The following is a 17,207-nucleotide window of genomic DNA, read 5'->3' on the forward strand; positions in this document are numbered from 1 at the left end:
AAGACCTTTGCACTACGCCATTTGACCTTTGCCGTCATTGGCACGATGACAGCGACCGTTGCCATGGCAAATACCACGAACGTGGGGCCGACGGTTCGCCTAGAACACGAGGTGATTAGCACTGACCGCCAAGGTGCGAAAATTAAAACCAATGTTGTTACCTTACGAGAAAAAGACGAAAGCACGGCCACAGATTTGCGTAGCCTGTTGCAAGATGAACCTGCCATCGGTTTTGGTGGTGGTAATGGTACTTCTCAATTTGTCAGCATTCGTGGCATGGGTCATAATGCCATTGACCTAAAAATTGACAACGCTTATCAAGATGGTCAATTACACTATCACCAAGGTCGCTTTATGCTAGACCCCCAGATGGTCAAAGTCGTTTCGGTACAAAAAGGGGCAGGCTTTGCCAGTGCAGGCATTGGGGCAACCAATGGTGCGATTGTTACCAAAACCTTAGATGCTGATGAGCTTTTAAGAAACAGCGACAAAGATTATGGCTTTAAAGTTGGTGCAGGCTTATCAACCAACAAAGGTCATTCTTATCATGGCAGTGCCTTTGGTAAAGCACAGACAGGATTTGGTCAGGTAGATGCCCTTGTCTCTTATAATCAAGTAAATGATGGTGATTATAAAGGCGGTAAAGGATACACCAATCTGTTGGGCAATGACGTGGTTACAAGAAGTGCCTTGGATAAATCCAGTTACCTTGTCAAAGCAGGGCTAACCGCTGGCGATCATCGATTTGTGGTCAGCCATCTAAATGAAGCACATAAAGGCATTCGTGGTGTGCGTGAAGAATTTGATTTCGCTAATCGTGTCTTGACAATAGACATAGAAGATAAAAATAAGAAAAAACGTACCAAAGCAGAGCTTTTGGCAGAGTTGGATAAAAAGTATGCAGGCAAGGGTTACAAACTTGGCAGTAAAACACCAGATAATAAAAAGTATAATGTGGTTGATGCCAATGGTAAGTTGGTGGATAATTTAGTTGGGAACAACCCAACTCAGCGTGAAACCTACCAGAAGTTAACCAACCTTGAATGGACAGGTAAAAACCTTGGCTTTGCAAGTGAAGTTACTGCCAATGTCTATAAGTTAGAACATGGACGCAACTCTTCCAGCGATAGAGGTAACAGCTATATTCTTCGTGATGTACCTAATACCATCAATGATAACGGTGATAGCCCATCAAGCATGCATATTAGTGCCAAAGGGGCTAATATTAACTTTGACACCGAGTTCAACCACCTTTTATTAAAAGGATTTGGCGTTGACCATACTTTATTAAAATATGGTATCAACTATCGCCATCAAGAAGCTGTACCGCCCAGGGGTATTAGACCTGGTTTTCAACACCAAGAAAAAACCGATGCTGGCATTTATCTAGAAGCGATTAACCAAATCAATGACTTTACCATCAATACAGGCGTGCGTGTTGACCGTTTTGACTTTAAAGCCATGGACGGTAAAAAGGTTGGAAAAACCGACATCAACCCAAGCTTTGGGGTAATTTATGATGTTAATCCTAATCTTAGTGTCAGCGGTAACCTAATCTATGCTACTCGTAGTCCACGCTTTGCTGATGCCATCCTAAGCCGTGGCTTCCGTGATGGTGTGATCAGTATTGCTGATAACGCAAAAGCAGAAAAAGCACGCAATACCGAGATTGGTTTTAACTATAATAATGGACCATATACCGCCTTTGGTAGCTATTTCTGGCAGCGTGTTAATGATGCCAGAGCTGCTGCTGATGCTGTACAACACCCCAAAGATGATACAGCTCAGATTACCTATCTTGGTAACCAAGGTCATCAGACCAACCACGGTTATGAGCTGGGCGTAGGTTATGCTGATGGGGCGTGGCGTGCGCGTGCTGGTGTTGCTCACAGCAAACCAACCATGCACAATGTCAAATTTAAAGCCAACCCTGAATATGCCGTGCGTACAGGTCGCACTTGGACAGCAGATGTCGCCTACCGTTTGCCAAATCCAAGCGTGGAGCTTGGTGTGAGACACACGTTGGTTGAAGGGTTAAAAGACAAAGAGACCTCTATCCTTAATGGTGAAGTTGATAAATCAAGAGATGGTGCTATTCTTAACCGTAAAGGCTATAATGTCAGCGACATCTATGCCAACTGGAAGCCTTATGGCAATGATAAGGTGAATGTGAACTTTGCGGTAAACAACGTCTTTAATAAAAACTATCGCCCACACACTCAGCGTGCTTCCATAGATACCCTACCTGGGGCAGGTCGTGATTTCCGTGTTGGCGTGAACTTCACTTACTGATTTGGCTGATGAGCCAACTGACTTTTAAAATATCGTGCTTTTCTCCACACCCAACTTTCACGCTTGAAGGTTGGGTTTTTTCATATCTAAATCAGCACAAAAAAACAGCCCATATATATGGACTGTTTTTTGGCATTCATCACACCATCACACACGAGACAGATATTCACCCGTGCGAGTATCAACTTTGACCACTTCATTTTGTTGGACAAATAGCGGTACACGTACCACTGCCCCTGTTTCTAACTTGGCAGGTTTGCCGCCGCCGCCTGACGTATCGCCACGCACGCCAGGGTCAGTCTCAACGATTTCAAGTTCCACAAAGTTCGGTGGGGTAACCGACAGCGGTGAGCCGTTAAACAAGGTGATGGTGCAACGAGCATTTGAGTTCTCTTTTAGCCATTGCACTGTATCGCCCATCGCCGTTTTGTCAGCTTGCATTTGCTCAAAGGTTTCAGGGTGCATAAAATGCCAAAACTCACCGTCATTGTACAGATATTCCATCTCAGTATCCACCACGTCCGCCCCTTCTAGGCTGTCGCCTGATTTGAAGGTTTGTTCTAGGACTTTACCAGTTTTTAGATTGCGAAGTTTGACACGGTTAAAGGCTTGACCCTTGCCCGGTTTGACGTATTCGTTTTCTAGGATGGAACAGGGATTGCCATCTAGCATGACCTTTAAGCCTGCTTTAAAATCATTGGTAGAAAAACTTGCCATGAAAATTACCTTAAAAATAAAAACATAAAATAAAAATGCGTTATAATGACACACCTAACCCACTATTATACTCAATATCACTAAGTTTTGTCAAAAATGAACGACATTTTTTTTAATGAGCCAAATTGGCAAAAAGAGCTGTCAGGTGCCGTAAGCGACGTGGCAAGCCTTTATCAGCTGTTAGAGCTGCCCCTGCCAGAGCAGGTATACACCCCAAATAAATTCCCCCTAAGAGTGCCACACGCCTTTATCAATAAGATGAAAAAGGGCGACCCAAACGACCCATTATTACGCCAAATCCTGCCTGACATTGCCGAGAGTCTGCCTGTGGCAGGCTATACCGCTGACCCACTTGGTGAGAATGCCCACAACCCAATGAAGGGCTTATTACACAAATACCAAAGCCGTGCCTTAATCACGGTAACAGGGGCGTGTGCGGTGCATTGTCGTTATTGTTTTCGTCAGCATTTTGATTATGGGGCGAACTTGCCAAACAGCCAAGACATTCGCCAAATCTGCCAATACATCGCCAATGACAAACGCATCAATGAAGTGCTATTAAGCGGAGGCGACCCATTGAACATCAATAACCGTCGTTTTAATGAATGGATTGGGGCATTATCAGTGATTGATAATATTAAAACCATTCGCATTCACACCCGCATGCCTGCGATATTGCCAAATCGTATTGATGATGAGCTGATTGAGATATTGGCAAACTGCCCAAAAAACATCATCATGGTGCTACACATCAATCATCCCAATGAGATAGACGATGCCCTTGCCCAAAAATGCCAAATTCTAAAAAATCATGGCGTGGTACTGCTCAATCAAAGCGTATTATTAAAAGGGGTCAATGATGATGTAGAGACATTGTGCCAATTAAGTCATGCTTTATTTGGTATTGGTGTGATGCCGTATTATTTGCATGTTTTGGATAAAGTGGCAGGGTCGGCTCATTTTGATTTGCCGATAGACAGAGCGATACAGATTTATTGGCAACTTTTGGAAAAATTATCGGGCTATCTTGTGCCGAAACTGGTGCAAGAGATGGCAGGCAAGCCCTATAAAGTACCGATTGATATTTATAAGCGACCCCCAACTTAAAATCATAAAAATAAACAATCGCCCAATGTTATTGAGCGATTGTTTGTGATTTTAGCTTAGTCATCATTGGCTGATTTTTTAATCGTTTTTGCTTGCCCGTCAATGGTAGTGCCAGAGTTGCCATAATTGCCCCCAAAACCGCCAGTACCAAAGGGGTTTTTCTGCCCAAATGGATTATTGGGGTTCACACCCCCCATGCCACCAAAGGGATTTTGACCCCCCATCTGTTTTGCCATCATTGCCATCATTTTGTCTTGGTTGTTCATGGCGTAGTTTTTGGCTTTGGCTGTCAGCATTTTTTGAATGGCGGGTAACAAGAGCAAAAACGCCCCAATGTCAGTTAAGATGCCCGGCAGAACAAATAAAATCCCTGCAATGCCCATCGCAACCGATTTGGTGATGGCAGACTCTGGCGGTTGATTGGCAGGGTTGGGGATAACGCCACTTTTCATCTGCTTGGCCATGGGATTTAGGGTACTGGCGGCTTTTTTGATGAGTGTCAGACCGATAAAAAATGCCACGACAAACCACAAAAAAACAAGCCAACCACTCATAAACTGAGCCAGCAGATACCAAATCAACATCTCAATGATGAACCACACCAAAGCAATGCCTACAATAACGCCCATATATTTTCCTTATCAGTTCATAAATTTAGAAATTTGGCAAAAAATGGTTTATAATACCAAATATTTACACCAACGCCAACTTTTTGATGGTAAAGGTAACAATTTTTAACATTTATCTGAGCAAACCACATTAATATGACACTCATCATTGGCATAGACCCCGGCTCTCGCATGACAGGTTACGGCATCGTGCGTTCAGTGGGTGATGGCTTGACATTCATGGATGCAGGAACAATACGTACTGACAGTATGGACATGCCTGTGCGTATTGGTCAGATTTTTGATGGCATCACAAGGATTGTCCAGCATTATCAAAAATATTACGATGAACCGATACATTCCGCCATTGAACAGGTGTTTATGGCGACAAATCCTGACAGTGCTTTAAAGCTTGGGCAGGCTCGTGGGGCGGCGATTGCCTCTTTGAGTGCACAGGGTTTGACCGTCTCAGAATATACCGCGCGCCAAATCAAACAGGCGGTCTGTGGCTATGGGGCGGCGGACAAAGAACAAGTAACGGCCATGGTGTGTCGTCTGCTTGCCCTTGATGTTGTACCGCAGGCAGATGCAGCCGATGGGTTGGCGTGTGCCATTTGTCATGCCCATTCTAGTCATTCTATGCACAAACTTTTGGGGAATGCTGCTCTAAAAGGTCGTTCGGTAAGCAAAAAAAAGGGACGATGGCGTCTGTCTGAGACGGATTTACTCACCCAAAAAAAATAACAAAATCATGATAACACCAAAACGTAACTGCCTGTTATGATGCAATTTACATGTTAAATATTTTAAAAAAACACGTGTTTTTGCATGAATAGAGTGTACCTACTCTTAGCTGGTTGCGTCTCATAAAATCCAAACCCCATCTTCAATCGTCATATTGAAAGGGGTTGTTTAAATTAAGACAATTTAAAACAATTTAAAATGATTTAAAACAATAAGGTCAGCCATGTCATTATTTCCCAAATTTACCCCCTACAAAGGCGACATCTCCACAAGTGCTGTTGCAACAAATGAATACCTACCCCCTGTTCAGACCGTCATGCTTGGCATTCAGCATGTTCTTGCCATGTTTGGGGCGACGGTGCTTGCCCCTATTTTAATGGGCTTTGATGCCAATCTTGCCATTATGATGAGTGGGATTTGTACCATTTTATTTTTTATCATGACAGGTGGGCGAGTGCCAAGCTATCTGGGCTCGTCCTTTGCTTTTATTGGGGTTGTGGCAGCAGCAACTGCCCACGCCACGGGCAGTGGAACAAACCCTAATTTGGGCGTGGCATTAGGTGGCATCATCGCTTGCGGTGTGGTTTATGCCTTGATTGGTTTTATCGTCATGGCAACAGGGACACGCTGGATTGAAAAACTCATGCCCCCTGTGGTTACAGGAGCGGTGGTTATGATTATCGGGCTAAACCTTGCCCCTGTTACGGTGTCATCTGTGGCAGGCAAACCTTTTGAACTTGCCATGACGCTTATCACTGTGCTTTGTATGAGTGGCATTGCGGTCTTTGCTAGGGGGTTTGTCAAACGTTTATTGCTTCTTTTGGGGTTGATGTTGGCTTATGTTATTTATGCCATTATCGCTAATGTCATGGGTTTTGGTAAGCCGATTGACTTTGGGGTGATTGGGCAGGCAAGTTGGTTTGGTGTGCCAAATTTTTATGCCCCCATCTTTGAGATGAATGCCATGCTCATCATCGCGCCTGTGGCGTTTATCCTTGTGGCAGAAAATCTGGGGCACATCAAGGCGGTAGGGGCGATGACAGGCGAGAATTTGACCCCCGAGCTTGGCAGGGCATTCGTCGCCGATGGCGTGGCAACAGCACTCTCGGCAGGAGTGGGCGGTACAGGCATGACAACTTATGGCGAAAACATTGGGGTTATGGCGATTACTCGGGTATACTCTACGCTCGTGTTTGTGGTAGCAGGGGTATTTGCCATTTGTTTGGGGTTGTCACCAAAATTTGGAGCATTAATCCAGACCATTCCCACGCCTGTTTTGACAGGTGCGTCCATTGTTGTATTTGGTTTGATTACCATTGCAGGGGCAAAGATTTGGATTGATAATAAAGTGGATTTTAGCGATAACAAAAACCTGATGGTGGGTGCGGTCAGCGTGATTTTGGGAACGGGTAATTTTGGTTTGGTGATTGGCTCATTTGATTTGGGGGGTATCGGTACGGCAACCTTTATGGCAATGCTACTAAATTGGGTGCTTGGGGCAGGCAAGAACAAAGGCAACACCATGCAGAGTTAATCAATATGGATGGGGCGTAATGGTGAGTTTTTGGGATTTGCCATGAAAATGGCTAAATCCTCAATTTTTTATCAAGATTTATAAAATGCCATCAAAGCTAAGAAAGCTAAGTACACCTTATAATCCTGCCCACCACATCCGCAATCTTAACAACCAAAGCGGTGCGATGCCTGTAAAACTTTGGGCAACTTTACCATCATCTAGTATCACAAAAGATGGCGTTACTTGTCCGCCCCATTCATGAAATATCACTCCTTGTTGGTCATTTAGGGTATAAAAATCATAGCCATGTTTGTTCATATACGCAAGCAGTTCATCATCATTACCTGATGATACCGCCACGCTTAGCACGTCATGACCATTGGCGTGCAGGGTTTGGACGTTGGGACCGGTTGTGCGACACACCCCACACCATGACCCCCAAAAGTAGATGAGTACAGGGGCATCATGGCTTTGTGCCACGACATCCACCACTTGTTTTGAGCTGTTTTGATAGATAAGTTTGGGGCCGTCTGGCATGACAGGTGACCGCCACAGATTGACCGCCGTGTAGATGATGATAAACATCACAAGGTAAGTCAAGGCGGAAAATAAGGTTTTGCGAAGTTTTTTCATAATTTATAAATAAAACTTATCTTGATGATTCTAAAATAGGTTTTTAAATTTAAAAAGTTCTAAATATCAAATACCTTACCACGGTTCATAATCCCATTGGGGTCAAATACCGCTTTTACCGCTTTCATGTATTCAATCTCAATGGGCGAGCGGGTGTAGTCTAGATATGGCTTTTTAGTCATGCCCACGCCATGTTCGGCAGATATTGAGCCTTTGTATTTTTTGACCGTATCAAAAACGTATTTATTTACCATTTGGCATTTGGCAAAAAAGTCGTCTTTGCTAAGCGTATCAGGTTTTAGGATATTTAGGTGTAAATTACCATCGCCAATATGTCCAAACCAACAAATCTCAAAATCAGGGTAATTGTCCTTGACAATCTGTTCAATGTCATCAATAAAATCACCCAAATGCACAATCAGTACCGATACATCATTTTTATAAGGGGTAAACACCGAAATCGTCTCAGAGATGCTCTCACGCAACTTCCAAAGTTCATGTAGCTGCCCCACGCTTTGGCTCATCACGCCATCTTCAATAAGACCATCTTCACAACACGTCTCAAACACGCTCATGGCAGTGTCTAACACATCATCGGAGACGGCTTCAAATTCTAGCAAAACATAAAAAGGTGTGCGGGTGTCAAAAGGTTCTTTGGCATGTCCTGCACTTAGCACCTTATCAAGTGCTACGCTGTCAAAAAATTCAAAAGCGGTCAAATTTAACGCCTTGCCAAATCTGTCAAGCAGCGTTACCACCGATTCAAAATTAGGCACACCAAGCACCATGGCGGTCAAGTTTACAGGCTGTTTTTCAAGTTTGATGAGTGCCTTAGTGATGAACCCAAGCGTGCCCTCCGCTCCGATGAACAAATGACGAAAATCATAGCCTGTGGCGTTTTTTAGCATACCGCCATTGAGCTCCAAAATGTCGCCCTTGCCCGTTACCACTGTCAAGCCTAGGATTTGGTTACGAGTCATGCCATAGCGGATCACCTTAATGCCACCTGCATTGGTGCTAATATTCCCACCGATTTGGCTTGACCCAGATGAGGCAAAGTCCACGGCATAGTATAGGTTTTTGGCGTTGGCAAATTCTTGTAAGGCTTTGGTAATAACACCAGCCTCCACCTCCACCATTTGGTCAGCTTCATAAAACGTGCCAATGGCATTCATTTTATCAAAACTTACCACCACTTCACCATTGCTTGCCACCGCCCCTGCTGATAAACCTGTACGTCCACCACTAGGCACAAGGCAGATGCTATGGGTGTTGGCAAGGCGGACGATGTGGGCAACCTGTTCGGTGGTCTTAGGAAAAATGATGGCAGATGGGGCAGGAGCAAAATGCTTTGTCCAGTCCTTGCCCCAGTTGTTCAGGCTGTCTGAGTCGGTTTTGATTTGGTTTGGGTCAAATTGTAAATCAGCTAAAAATTGGGTTAAGTTCATGTATTTCTCTGCTGTCTTTGCTAAAAATTCATATCATATCAAAAATTTATCCCATTGGGGGTAAAATTTATGACACATCCCTTAAAATCTCTCGGTGCGATAAAACCATCCAAATCGGTGTTGGCTTTTACAAACAGCGGTGCAACGCCTTATTGGCACTGATGGATAAAGATGATTTGGGTCTTAAACGATGAAAACGCCCCGAGATGATTCTTAGGGCGTCTGTTGGTACTGCTTGATAAAGCTGTGATTAACATATGATTATAGATAACCATACGCCACAAGAGCATTGGCAACCTGCATGAATCCTGCTACATTTGCTCCTGTCATATAGTCAATAGCACCTTCGGTTGTGCCGTATTTTTCGCCAGCGGTTTTGGCATTTTCATGAATGTTTTTCATGATTTTTTGTAATTCTAAGTCCAAATCCTCAAAAGATTTGTATTTACGCACCGAGTTTTGACTCATCTCTAAGCCAGATACCGCAACCCCGCCAGCATTGGCAGCTTTACCAGGGGCGTAGGCAATGCCATGTTCACGCACCACATCAATGGCTAGGGCGGTCAGTGGCATGTTCGCTCCTTCGGCAACATATTTTACACCATGTTCAACCAAAGCTTTTGCATCATCTTCACTGACCTCGTTTTGAGTGGCACATGGTAGGGCAATGTCTGCATCAAACTGCCAAGGACGCTGTTCTGACAGCCATTGACCACCAAACTCATCAACATAATCTTCTAACGCTTTGCCACTGGCTTTGTGGTTTTTGACCCAGTCAATTTTTTCTGCCGTGAAGCCGTCTTTGTCCACAAGCGTACCTTTTGAGTCAGACAAAGTGATGACCTTAGCACCCAAATGTAGGCATTTTTCGGCGGCGTATTGAGCTACATTACCTGCACCTGATATGAGTACAGTTTTGCCTTCTAGGCTGTCGTTATTGGCTTTTAGCATGTTATCAAGAAAATACACCAAACCGTAGCCTGTCGCCTCGGTGCGAATGAGTGAACCGCCATGTCCTACACCTTTGCCAGTTAGCACGCCCTCAAATTTGCGAGTTAAGTTTTTATACATGGCGAACATGTAATTCACCTCACGACCACCCACGCCAATATCGCCTGCTGGTACATCCATGTCTTTACCGATATTTTTGTAAAGTTCACGCATAAAAGCATAGCAAAAACGGCGGATCTCAGCCTCGCTTTTACCCTTAGGGTCAAAATCTGAACCGCCCTTAGCGCCGCCCATCGGCAGACCTGTTAAGGCATTTTTAAAAATCTGTTCAAATCCTAAAAATTTTAGCGTGCCCTCGGTAACGGTTGGGTGAAAGCGGATGCCACCTTTGTATGGGCCAATGGCATTGCTAAACTGGACACGCCAGCCACGGTTCACCTGAATCTCGCCCTTGTCATTTTCCCAGTTCACACGAAAGCTGATGATGCGGTCAGGCTCGCACAGACGTTCAAATACTTTGTATTCTTCAAATTTAGGATGGTCAGCATAGGCCTGTTCAATGGTCATGGCAACTTCTTTGACAGCTTGAATAAATTCTGGCTGATGGGCATAGTTTTGCTCAACTTTGGCAATGGCGGATTTGATGGTCATGGCATGCTCCTATGGTAAAACTGATGAAATGAAAGGAATGAAAGGGTTGACACTTATCAGTTTTTATCAAAAAAAATAATTAACTCATAAGTGATAACAATAATAACAGATTTCATGAAAAATTCAAGGCATTTTATCCCTGCATTTATGGGTAATTATCATTTAAAGTTAATATTTTATCAATATTTTTAATAAATAAAAATAACCCAATGATATCATTCGTGATTTTTAATATTTTTTATGAAAATAACAAATTTTTTTGGTAAGATATGGACATGTCTGCCGATTAATGATACCTTAAAATGCGACAATAAATGCGACAATGCCACCTACTCAATAATCCTTGTAATCCTTGATAACATGACCCAAAAATCTTTTAACCAATTAGCCGTCAAGTTCTGCGGATTTACTTGTGCAGATGATTTGCATACTGCCACCGCTCTTGGTGTGGATGCTGTGGGACTGGTATTTTATCCGCCAAGCCCAAGGTTTGTGGATGTTGACACCGCTAAGATGTTGAGCCTAATCGTGCCAGCCTTTACCACGATTGTAGCTTTGGTGGTAAATATGGAGCAAGATGAACTTACCAACCTAACAAAACAAGTTTCTTTGGACATCATTCAATTTCATGGCGACGAAACACCTGCCAGATGCCAAAAACTTGCCAGTGCGGTAAATAAACGTTGGATAAAAGCCATTCGGGTGAAACATAATGATACCGCTGCCAGCATCTTAAATCAAATCAATGAATTTAAATCATGGGGGGCAAGTGGGGTGATTTTGGATACTTTTTCTGATAGTGCTTATGGCGGAACAGGGCATTTATTTGATTGGAATAAAATCCCCAATCATTCACCTTTGCCGATTTATTTGGCAGGGGGATTAACTCCTGATAATGTCGGAGATATTTTGAGCAATCAGTCGCTTATGGCAAAAATAAAAGGCGTTGATGTCAGTGGGGGGATTGAAAAAGAAAAGGGGGTGAAGTGTGGGCGAAGAATGTGGGCTTTTATGAATAATATTAATAACGTTCATAGATAATAAAAATATTATGCCATCCATCTTGACACAAAAATTTAAATCATGTACCATCCAAACCATCATTTTTAATAGGGAGTTTTAAAATGACAAACAATGAGATTGTTGCACGGTTCTATCATCGGTTCTATCATTATGATGATAAATAAAATGAAGAGTTTGAAAAAAATACATACTCTTTGAGATATTGGCTATATCTTAGATGACCTAAAAATAGATAACGCCATTATCTGGATTTGATTATCATAATATCCATTCTAAAAACATCCATTCTAAAAGTCCAACACACCAATCTGAACCAGAAGAATTCAAACAAGCCAAATCTATTATTCGGAAAATTGTGCCCATAGGTATTATTTCTGAGCTAATAGGTGCTTGTATCGGTGTAAAATCCATATTATTGAATATATTATTTTTGCATTTTTACCTATTGGATTGTTGGCTACTTTATTTAAAAGGAGAATTGTAAAAAATAATCAATGAGAAATTAAAAACTCCGTTTTGGCGGTTTTTATAAATTTATTGTTTAGGAGAACATCATGAACATTTTAATCACAGGCGTAACATCAGGTTTTGGCAGGCAAATTGCCATTGATTGTATCAAAAATGGCTTTACCGTCATTGGCACAGGTCGCCGTAAAAATAAACTTGATGACTTAAAAAACGAGCTTGGCGATAATTTTATGCCACTGTGCTTTGATATTGGTGATATGTCTGCCACAAAGACAGCACTACAAACACTGCCTAATGACATTTTGACAGGCATTGACGTGCTTATCAATAATGCAGGATTGGCATTGGGTTTAGAATCTGCGGATAAAGCAAATATGAATGATTGGCAGGCGATGATAAATACCAACACGCTTGGGCTTGTCAATATCACACGTGAGATTTTACCTTTTATGGTTGCCAAAAATGACGGTTATGTCATCAATATTTCATCAACGGCAGGCAATTATCCGTATTTTGGGGCGAATGTCTATGGGGCGAGCAAGGCATTTGTTACGCAGTTTAGTCTAAATTTGCGAGCCGATTTGATTGGCAAAAAAGTGCGAGTTACCAACATAGAGCCGGGTCTGTGCGGTGGTACGGAGTTTAGTAACGTGCGTTTTTATGGTGATGATGAGCGAGCGGATAAGGTTTATGAAAATGTGGCATTTATTCATCCACAAGACATCAGTAATATGGTATTATGGCTCATCAACCAGCCCAAACACATCAATATCAACCGCTTGGAAGTCATGCCAACCGCCCAAACTTTTGCAGGATTGACGGTTGTTAAAGATTTATAGGAAAAATTATGCATTATACAATTAGTGGCACTTATCAAGGCGGTAAAATTTCATTAAACGAATTACCGCCATTTGACAAACCCAGTCAAGTCATGGTGGTATTTTTGGACGAAACAATTAACAATGAACCCACAGCAAAAATGAGCAAACGCCAACAACAATTAGGCAGATTATCTGGTTATAAAGCTGACCCTGCTTTTTATGAGCCTTTGGATAAGGACGAATTGGAAAAATGGTAAAGCGATATTTGTTAGATACCCATATTTTGCTGTGGTACTATACCGAACCTGAAAAATTATCCAAAACAGCCATTGATATTTTAACCAATGATGATAATCAAATTTATGTCAGCTCGGCAAGTGTTTGGGAAATGGCAACCAAACACCGAAAAGGCAAATTAGGCAAAGCTCAAAAAATATTAGAAAATTTTGAAACTTTAATGATTGACGCTGATTTTAAACCTTTATCGGTGAATTGGCGACACGCCAAATTATCAGGCGAATACGCATTAAATCACGCAGACCCATTTGATAGAATGTTGGTTGCCCAAACTCAAATTGAACAGTTGATTTTAATTAGCTGTGATGATGAAATAAACGCATTTCCCATTGATGTGATTTGGTAAAAAATTTAATTTAAAAGGCAAAAACTTATGACAGATTATACCCAATACCCCAACGCCACAGGTCATTTTGGCATTCATGGTGGACGCTTTGTGTCTGAAACGTTGATGGGTGCGTTAGAAGAGTTAGAACGCATTTATTTATCCGTCAAAAATAACCCTGAGTTTTGGGCCCAATTTCATGATGATTTGGTCAATTATGTCGGTCGCCCCACACCGCTTTATTTTGCCAAACGCTTAACAGACGAGACAGGTGGTGCCAAAATCTACCTAAAACGAGAAGACCTAAACCACACAGGGGCTCACAAGGTTAATAACACCATCGGTCAAGCCCTACTTGCCAAAATGGTTGGTAAAAAACGTATCATCGCTGAGACGGGTGCAGGTCAGCACGGTGTGGCAACGGCAACCATCGCCGCACGTTTGGGATTGGAATGCGTGGTCTATATGGGGGCGGACGATGTGGAACGCCAAAAAATGAACGTGTATAGAATGCGACTTTTGGGGGCAAAAGTCGTGCCAGTAACATCAGGTTCACGCACCCTAAAAGATGCGATGAACGAGGCCATGCGAGACTGGGTAACGAACGTGGATGATACCTATTATGTCATCGGTACGGTGGCAGGCCCACACCCTTATCCTGTGCTGGTGCGTGATTTTCAGGCAATTATTGGGCGTGAGGCCAAAATGCAACACCTTGAAAAAGAGGGTAGAAATCCTGACGCATTGGTCGCTTGCGTGGGAGGTGGCTCAAATGCCATGGGGCTGTTTTATGAGTTTTTAAATGATGATGATGTGGCAATTTATGGCGTGGAAGCAGGCGGACATGGCATAGACACAGGCGAGCATTCTGCCCCATTAAACGCAGGGCGTGTGGGCGTATTGCACGGCAATCGCACTTATCTTATGGCGGATGATGATGGTCAGATTTTGCATACGCACAGCATATCGGCAGGGCTTGATTATCCTGGTGTTGGGCCTGAGCATGGTTTTTTAAAGGATGCAGGACGTGTTAATTATCCTGTCATCAATGACGATGAAGCCTTAGAAGCTTTTCGTATTTTGACCAAAACCTGTGGCATCATCCCCGCCCTAGAAAGTTCACACGCTGTCGCCTATGGGCTAAAACTTGCCAAAACGCTTGATAAAGACAAATCCATCATCATTAATTTATCAGGGCGTGGCGATAAGGATTTGCATACGGTGATGAGTGTGGATGGGATTGAGATGGATTGAATGAAAATAATCAATTCCATTGAGGATTTGTATGGTATTTTAAATCCCTATATTGATAAACCCCTAAGTGATGATAATATTGATGATGCCATTGGAGAAGCATTATTTGAAAAATATTTTAAAAGTTGTCCAACTTATGAAACTATGGATTGGGAAACTTTTAAAAATATCCAATGGCAATCTAGTATTGATGATAATGGAAAATTAATCATTAAGCGAGTAGAAAATGACACAAACTTATAACCTAGATTGGGCGATTAACAAATACCAATCTCACCCTAATTTAAAATTTTATATTTTTGGGGACATACGCCCAAATCTAATGGACAAGTCTCCAATGCCTGTTTTAGTCAATGGTATGATTCGCCTTTTGTGGTGGACGATATAATTTATCCTACCACCGAACATTATATGATGGCACAAAAAGCCAAATTATTTGGCGATATGGCAATTTTTAATGAAATTATTCACTCAAAATACCCCAAACAAGCCAAAGATTTGGGGCGAAAAGTGAAAAATTTTGATGAAAAAATTTGAAATGAACACCGCTTTGAGATTGTGGTGCAGGGCAATATTGCCAAATTTAGTCAGTACCCAGAATTAAAAGCCTATTTATTAGGCACAGGCGATAGAATCTTGGTAGAAGCCAGCCCTGTGGATAAAATTTGGGGCGTAGGTTTGGCAAAAGATGATGATAAAATCCATAATCCCAATAACTGGCAAGGCTTAAATTTATTGGGATTTGCGTTAATGCAAGTGAGAGATGAGTTATTATTATCTTAAAAGGTAAAAATGAAAAACGAAACCATATCATTACAAGATTTTAAAAAATTGGAAAATAAAACAGAATTGTCTTTTCCAATTACGATTGGTGTTTTGAGTTCAAAAAATCGTCTAAATTTTTGGCAAAGTAAGGCGTTTAGTTATTCTATTTTTAGTTTTCATATTGTGCTATATTCTATCATGTTTTTTATAAACCTTGTTTCTTATGATTTTAAGAAATCATTGGTATGGTTGGTTCTCATAATGATAGCCTTTTTTATAGAGAAAAGCCGACTTGAAAAATCCAATGCCATTTTTGAGCCAAACCGTTTTTATAAACAAGAAATTGATTATTGTTATGAGGATATTTTGATTATTCATTCTGATAGAATTGAATTATTATCTTATTTTAATGAAAATCAAGGTGAAATACTTTTTAAAGACATTGATTTGGTTGCGACAAATTCAATGCGTGGTCAGCAAGGTATTGATTATCAATATACCAAAGAAAAATTTAAATCTTTAAAATCCGCCAATAAAAAAATGGGTTGGTTTCGCAGTGTTTATTTAAAAATACTGAATGAAAAATTGGTAATCAATGGTCAATACTTAACCAATTTATATGAAGTGGGAAATTTAATCATTCATTCATATTTACAAAAACCGCCCATATATTTGACATACCATAAAGGCTTTCCACAAGAAGGTTTTAAAATCAATTCTAATCAATAAACCAAAATAGTGAGTAATAAAATGACCCGAATCTCCCAAACCTTTGCTGCCCTAAAACAGCAAAACAAAAAAGCCCTAATCCCCTACATCATGGCAGGCGACCCAACCCCAAGCGTTACGGTAGATTTAATGCATCGTCTTGTCGCTCATGGGGCGGATGTGATTGAGGTTGGCTTGCCATTTTCTGACCCCATGGCAGACGGTCAAACCATTGCCAAAGCTGGCGAGCGAGCATTGGCGGGTGGTACGAGTACACGCGGGGCGATTGAAATGGTGGGACAGTTTCGTAAAACCAACACCACAACGCCTGTGCTACTTATGGGCTACTTAAATCCCATTGAAATTATCGGCTATGGCGAATTTTTAAAACTGTGCCAAACCAATGGCGTGGATGGTCTATTGATGGTGGATTTACCGCCCAATGAAGTGGTAAATAATGAAACAGGTGATTTTACCAAAGCTCTAACCGAGCATGGCATGAACCAAATCTTTTTGCTGGCTCCGACCACCGAGCCGACACGCCGAAAAGCGGTGCTAGAACATGGTTCAGGATTTATCTATTATGTGTCAGTCAAAGGCGTAACAGGCTCAAACGCACCAGATATTGACGATGTGGGCAAGCAGGTTAGGGCGATTAAGGCGGACACTGACCTGCCTGTGTGCGTAGGTTTTGGCATACGAGATGGCAAGAGTGCCAAAGCAGTGGCGACATGTGCAGATGGGGTAATTGTTGGCAGTGAGCTTGTGCGTCATTTTGCTGATGTGGGTGATGATAAAGATAAATTGGAGCTTGCCATTCGTCAAATTTTGGTAAAAATGGACGAATTACGCCAAGCTATTGATGAGCTTTAAAAAATG

The 17,207-nt window shown here is 42.0% G+C and carries 17 protein-coding genes and 1 pseudogene; 13 read left to right on the forward strand and 5 right to left on the reverse strand.

Features of this window, described 5'->3' with window-relative positions:
* The first annotated feature begins 63 nt into the window (after positions 1 to 63).
* Positions 64 to 2,292 carry a TonB-dependent receptor domain-containing protein gene (locus A7456_RS04325; RefSeq protein WP_320158680.1) on the forward strand — a complete coding sequence of 743 codons (2,229 nt, stop codon included), beginning with the start codon at positions 64 to 66 and terminating at the stop codon, positions 2,290 to 2,292.
* A gap of 147 nt (positions 2,293 to 2,439) precedes the next feature.
* Here the strand turns inward: A7456_RS04325 and efp are convergent, their stop codons facing one another.
* Positions 2,440 to 3,009, reverse strand: coding sequence for an elongation factor P (efp, locus tag A7456_RS04330; RefSeq protein ID WP_066888458.1), 570 nt, complete (start codon positions 3,007 to 3,009; stop codon positions 2,440 to 2,442).
* 96 nt (positions 3,010 to 3,105) lie between these two features.
* Between efp and epmB the strand changes: the two genes are divergently transcribed.
* Positions 3,106 to 4,116 carry an EF-P beta-lysylation protein EpmB gene (epmB, locus tag A7456_RS04335; protein ID WP_067007943.1) on the forward strand — a complete coding sequence of 337 codons (1,011 nt, stop codon included), beginning with the start codon at positions 3,106 to 3,108 and terminating at the stop codon, positions 4,114 to 4,116.
* Positions 4,117 to 4,172: 56 nt separating this feature from the next.
* Here epmB and A7456_RS04340 read toward each other — a convergent pair whose 3' ends face one another.
* Positions 4,173 to 4,745, reverse strand: coding sequence for an FxsA family protein (locus A7456_RS04340; RefSeq protein ID WP_066892797.1), 573 nt, complete (start codon positions 4,743 to 4,745; stop codon positions 4,173 to 4,175).
* A gap of 135 nt (positions 4,746 to 4,880) precedes the next feature.
* Between A7456_RS04340 and ruvC the strand changes: the two genes are divergently transcribed.
* Together ruvC and A7456_RS04350 are read left to right on the forward strand one after the other, a co-directional pair.
* Entirely contained in the window at positions 4,881 to 5,468 is a 588-nt protein-coding gene (gene ruvC, locus A7456_RS04345; RefSeq protein WP_066884592.1) for a crossover junction endodeoxyribonuclease RuvC, read from the forward strand.
* A gap of 223 nt (positions 5,469 to 5,691) precedes the next feature.
* On the forward strand, positions 5,692 to 7,002 hold the full coding sequence (locus A7456_RS04350) for a solute carrier family 23 protein (RefSeq protein ID WP_067007946.1): 1,311 nt from the start codon (positions 5,692 to 5,694) through the stop codon (positions 7,000 to 7,002).
* A 117-nt stretch (positions 7,003 to 7,119) separates the two neighbouring features.
* On the opposite strand, the gene A7456_RS04355 is transcribed toward A7456_RS04350, so the two are convergent.
* From A7456_RS04355 to gdhA, 3 genes are all read right to left on the reverse strand, one after another.
* Positions 7,120 to 7,617 (reverse strand): protein disulfide oxidoreductase, encoded by a 498-nt coding sequence (locus A7456_RS04355; protein ID WP_067007963.1) that lies wholly within the window; start codon positions 7,615 to 7,617, stop codon positions 7,120 to 7,122.
* Between the two features lie 59 nt (positions 7,618 to 7,676).
* Entirely contained in the window at positions 7,677 to 9,065 is a 1,389-nt protein-coding gene (locus A7456_RS04360) for an FAD-binding oxidoreductase (RefSeq protein WP_067007966.1), read from the reverse strand.
* A gap of 261 nt (positions 9,066 to 9,326) precedes the next feature.
* The gene (gene gdhA, locus A7456_RS04365; protein WP_067007969.1) at positions 9,327 to 10,667 is read right to left on the reverse strand and encodes an NADP-specific glutamate dehydrogenase; all 1,341 of its coding nucleotides are present in this window, start codon (positions 10,665 to 10,667) and stop codon (positions 9,327 to 9,329) included.
* A 360-nt stretch (positions 10,668 to 11,027) separates the two neighbouring features.
* Here gdhA and A7456_RS04370 point away from each other — a divergent pair, with 360 nt between their 5' ends.
* The 9 genes and pseudogenes from A7456_RS04370 (at position 11,028) to trpA (ending at position 17,201) form a co-directional block, all read left to right on the forward strand.
* Positions 11,028 to 11,708 (forward strand): phosphoribosylanthranilate isomerase, encoded by a 681-nt coding sequence (locus tag A7456_RS04370; protein ID WP_067008591.1) that lies wholly within the window; start codon positions 11,028 to 11,030, stop codon positions 11,706 to 11,708.
* 536 nt (positions 11,709 to 12,244) lie between these two features.
* Positions 12,245 to 12,997: an SDR family NAD(P)-dependent oxidoreductase gene (locus A7456_RS04375; RefSeq protein ID WP_067007972.1), complete on the forward strand. Its 753-nt coding sequence runs from the start codon at positions 12,245 to 12,247 to the stop codon at positions 12,995 to 12,997.
* Between the two features lie 8 nt (positions 12,998 to 13,005).
* Complete coding sequence (locus A7456_RS04380) at positions 13,006 to 13,236, forward strand: hypothetical protein (protein ID WP_062498278.1); 231 nt, start codon at positions 13,006 to 13,008, stop codon at positions 13,234 to 13,236.
* An 8-nt stretch (positions 13,237 to 13,244) separates the two neighbouring features.
* The gene (locus A7456_RS04385; RefSeq protein ID WP_197940292.1) at positions 13,245 to 13,622 is read left to right on the forward strand and encodes a type II toxin-antitoxin system VapC family toxin; all 378 of its coding nucleotides are present in this window, start codon (positions 13,245 to 13,247) and stop codon (positions 13,620 to 13,622) included.
* A 27-nt stretch (positions 13,623 to 13,649) separates the two neighbouring features.
* Complete coding sequence (trpB, locus tag A7456_RS04390) at positions 13,650 to 14,855, forward strand: tryptophan synthase subunit beta (RefSeq protein ID WP_067007974.1); 1,206 nt, start codon at positions 13,650 to 13,652, stop codon at positions 14,853 to 14,855.
* A complete protein-coding gene (locus A7456_RS04395) occupies positions 14,856 to 15,098 on the forward strand; it encodes a hypothetical protein (RefSeq protein WP_067007976.1) in 243 nt (80 codons plus the stop codon).
* A 39-nt stretch (positions 15,099 to 15,137) separates the two neighbouring features.
* A pseudogene (locus tag A7456_RS04400) lies at positions 15,138 to 15,638 on the forward strand (NADAR family protein); the annotation flags it as partial.
* A gap of 9 nt (positions 15,639 to 15,647) precedes the next feature.
* Positions 15,648 to 16,349, forward strand: coding sequence for a hypothetical protein (locus tag A7456_RS04405; RefSeq protein ID WP_067007980.1), 702 nt, complete (start codon positions 15,648 to 15,650; stop codon positions 16,347 to 16,349).
* 21 nt (positions 16,350 to 16,370) lie between these two features.
* A complete protein-coding gene (gene trpA / locus A7456_RS04410) occupies positions 16,371 to 17,201 on the forward strand; it encodes a tryptophan synthase subunit alpha (protein WP_067007983.1) in 831 nt (276 codons plus the stop codon).
* Positions 17,202 to 17,207 lie beyond the last annotated feature (6 nt).

Source organism: Moraxella nonliquefaciens (genome assembly GCF_001679005.1).
Classification (GTDB): Bacteria; Pseudomonadota; Gammaproteobacteria; order Pseudomonadales; family Moraxellaceae; genus Moraxella; species Moraxella nonliquefaciens.

Excerpts from the sequence above, each read along its gene's own strand:
- A7456_RS04325 (WP_320158680.1), top strand. The coding sequence starts at position 64 with ATGGCAAATACCACGAACGTGGGGCCGACGGTTCGCCTAGAACACGAG.
- efp (WP_066888458.1), bottom strand. The coding sequence starts at position 3,009 with ATGGCAAGTTTTTCTACCAATGATTTTAAAGCAGGCTTAAAGGTCATG.
- epmB (WP_067007943.1), top strand. The coding sequence starts at position 3,106 with ATGAACGACATTTTTTTTAATGAGCCAAATTGGCAAAAAGAGCTGTCA.
- A7456_RS04340 (WP_066892797.1), bottom strand. The coding sequence starts at position 4,745 with ATGGGCGTTATTGTAGGCATTGCTTTGGTGTGGTTCATCATTGAGATG.
- ruvC (WP_066884592.1), top strand. The coding sequence starts at position 4,881 with ATGACACTCATCATTGGCATAGACCCCGGCTCTCGCATGACAGGTTAC.
- A7456_RS04350 (WP_067007946.1), top strand. The coding sequence starts at position 5,692 with ATGTCATTATTTCCCAAATTTACCCCCTACAAAGGCGACATCTCCACA.
- A7456_RS04355 (WP_067007963.1), bottom strand. The coding sequence starts at position 7,617 with ATGAAAAAACTTCGCAAAACCTTATTTTCCGCCTTGACTTACCTTGTG.
- A7456_RS04360 (WP_067007966.1), bottom strand. The coding sequence starts at position 9,065 with ATGAACTTAACCCAATTTTTAGCTGATTTACAATTTGACCCAAACCAA.
- gdhA (WP_067007969.1), bottom strand. The coding sequence starts at position 10,667 with ATGACCATCAAATCCGCCATTGCCAAAGTTGAGCAAAACTATGCCCAT.
- A7456_RS04370 (WP_067008591.1), top strand. The coding sequence starts at position 11,028 with ATGACCCAAAAATCTTTTAACCAATTAGCCGTCAAGTTCTGCGGATTT.
- A7456_RS04375 (WP_067007972.1), top strand. The coding sequence starts at position 12,245 with ATGAACATTTTAATCACAGGCGTAACATCAGGTTTTGGCAGGCAAATT.
- A7456_RS04380 (WP_062498278.1), top strand. The coding sequence starts at position 13,006 with ATGCATTATACAATTAGTGGCACTTATCAAGGCGGTAAAATTTCATTA.
- trpB (WP_067007974.1), top strand. The coding sequence starts at position 13,650 with ATGACAGATTATACCCAATACCCCAACGCCACAGGTCATTTTGGCATT.
- A7456_RS04395 (WP_067007976.1), top strand. The coding sequence starts at position 14,856 with ATGAAAATAATCAATTCCATTGAGGATTTGTATGGTATTTTAAATCCC.
- A7456_RS04405 (WP_067007980.1), top strand. The coding sequence starts at position 15,648 with ATGAAAAACGAAACCATATCATTACAAGATTTTAAAAAATTGGAAAAT.
- trpA (WP_067007983.1), top strand. The coding sequence starts at position 16,371 with ATGACCCGAATCTCCCAAACCTTTGCTGCCCTAAAACAGCAAAACAAA.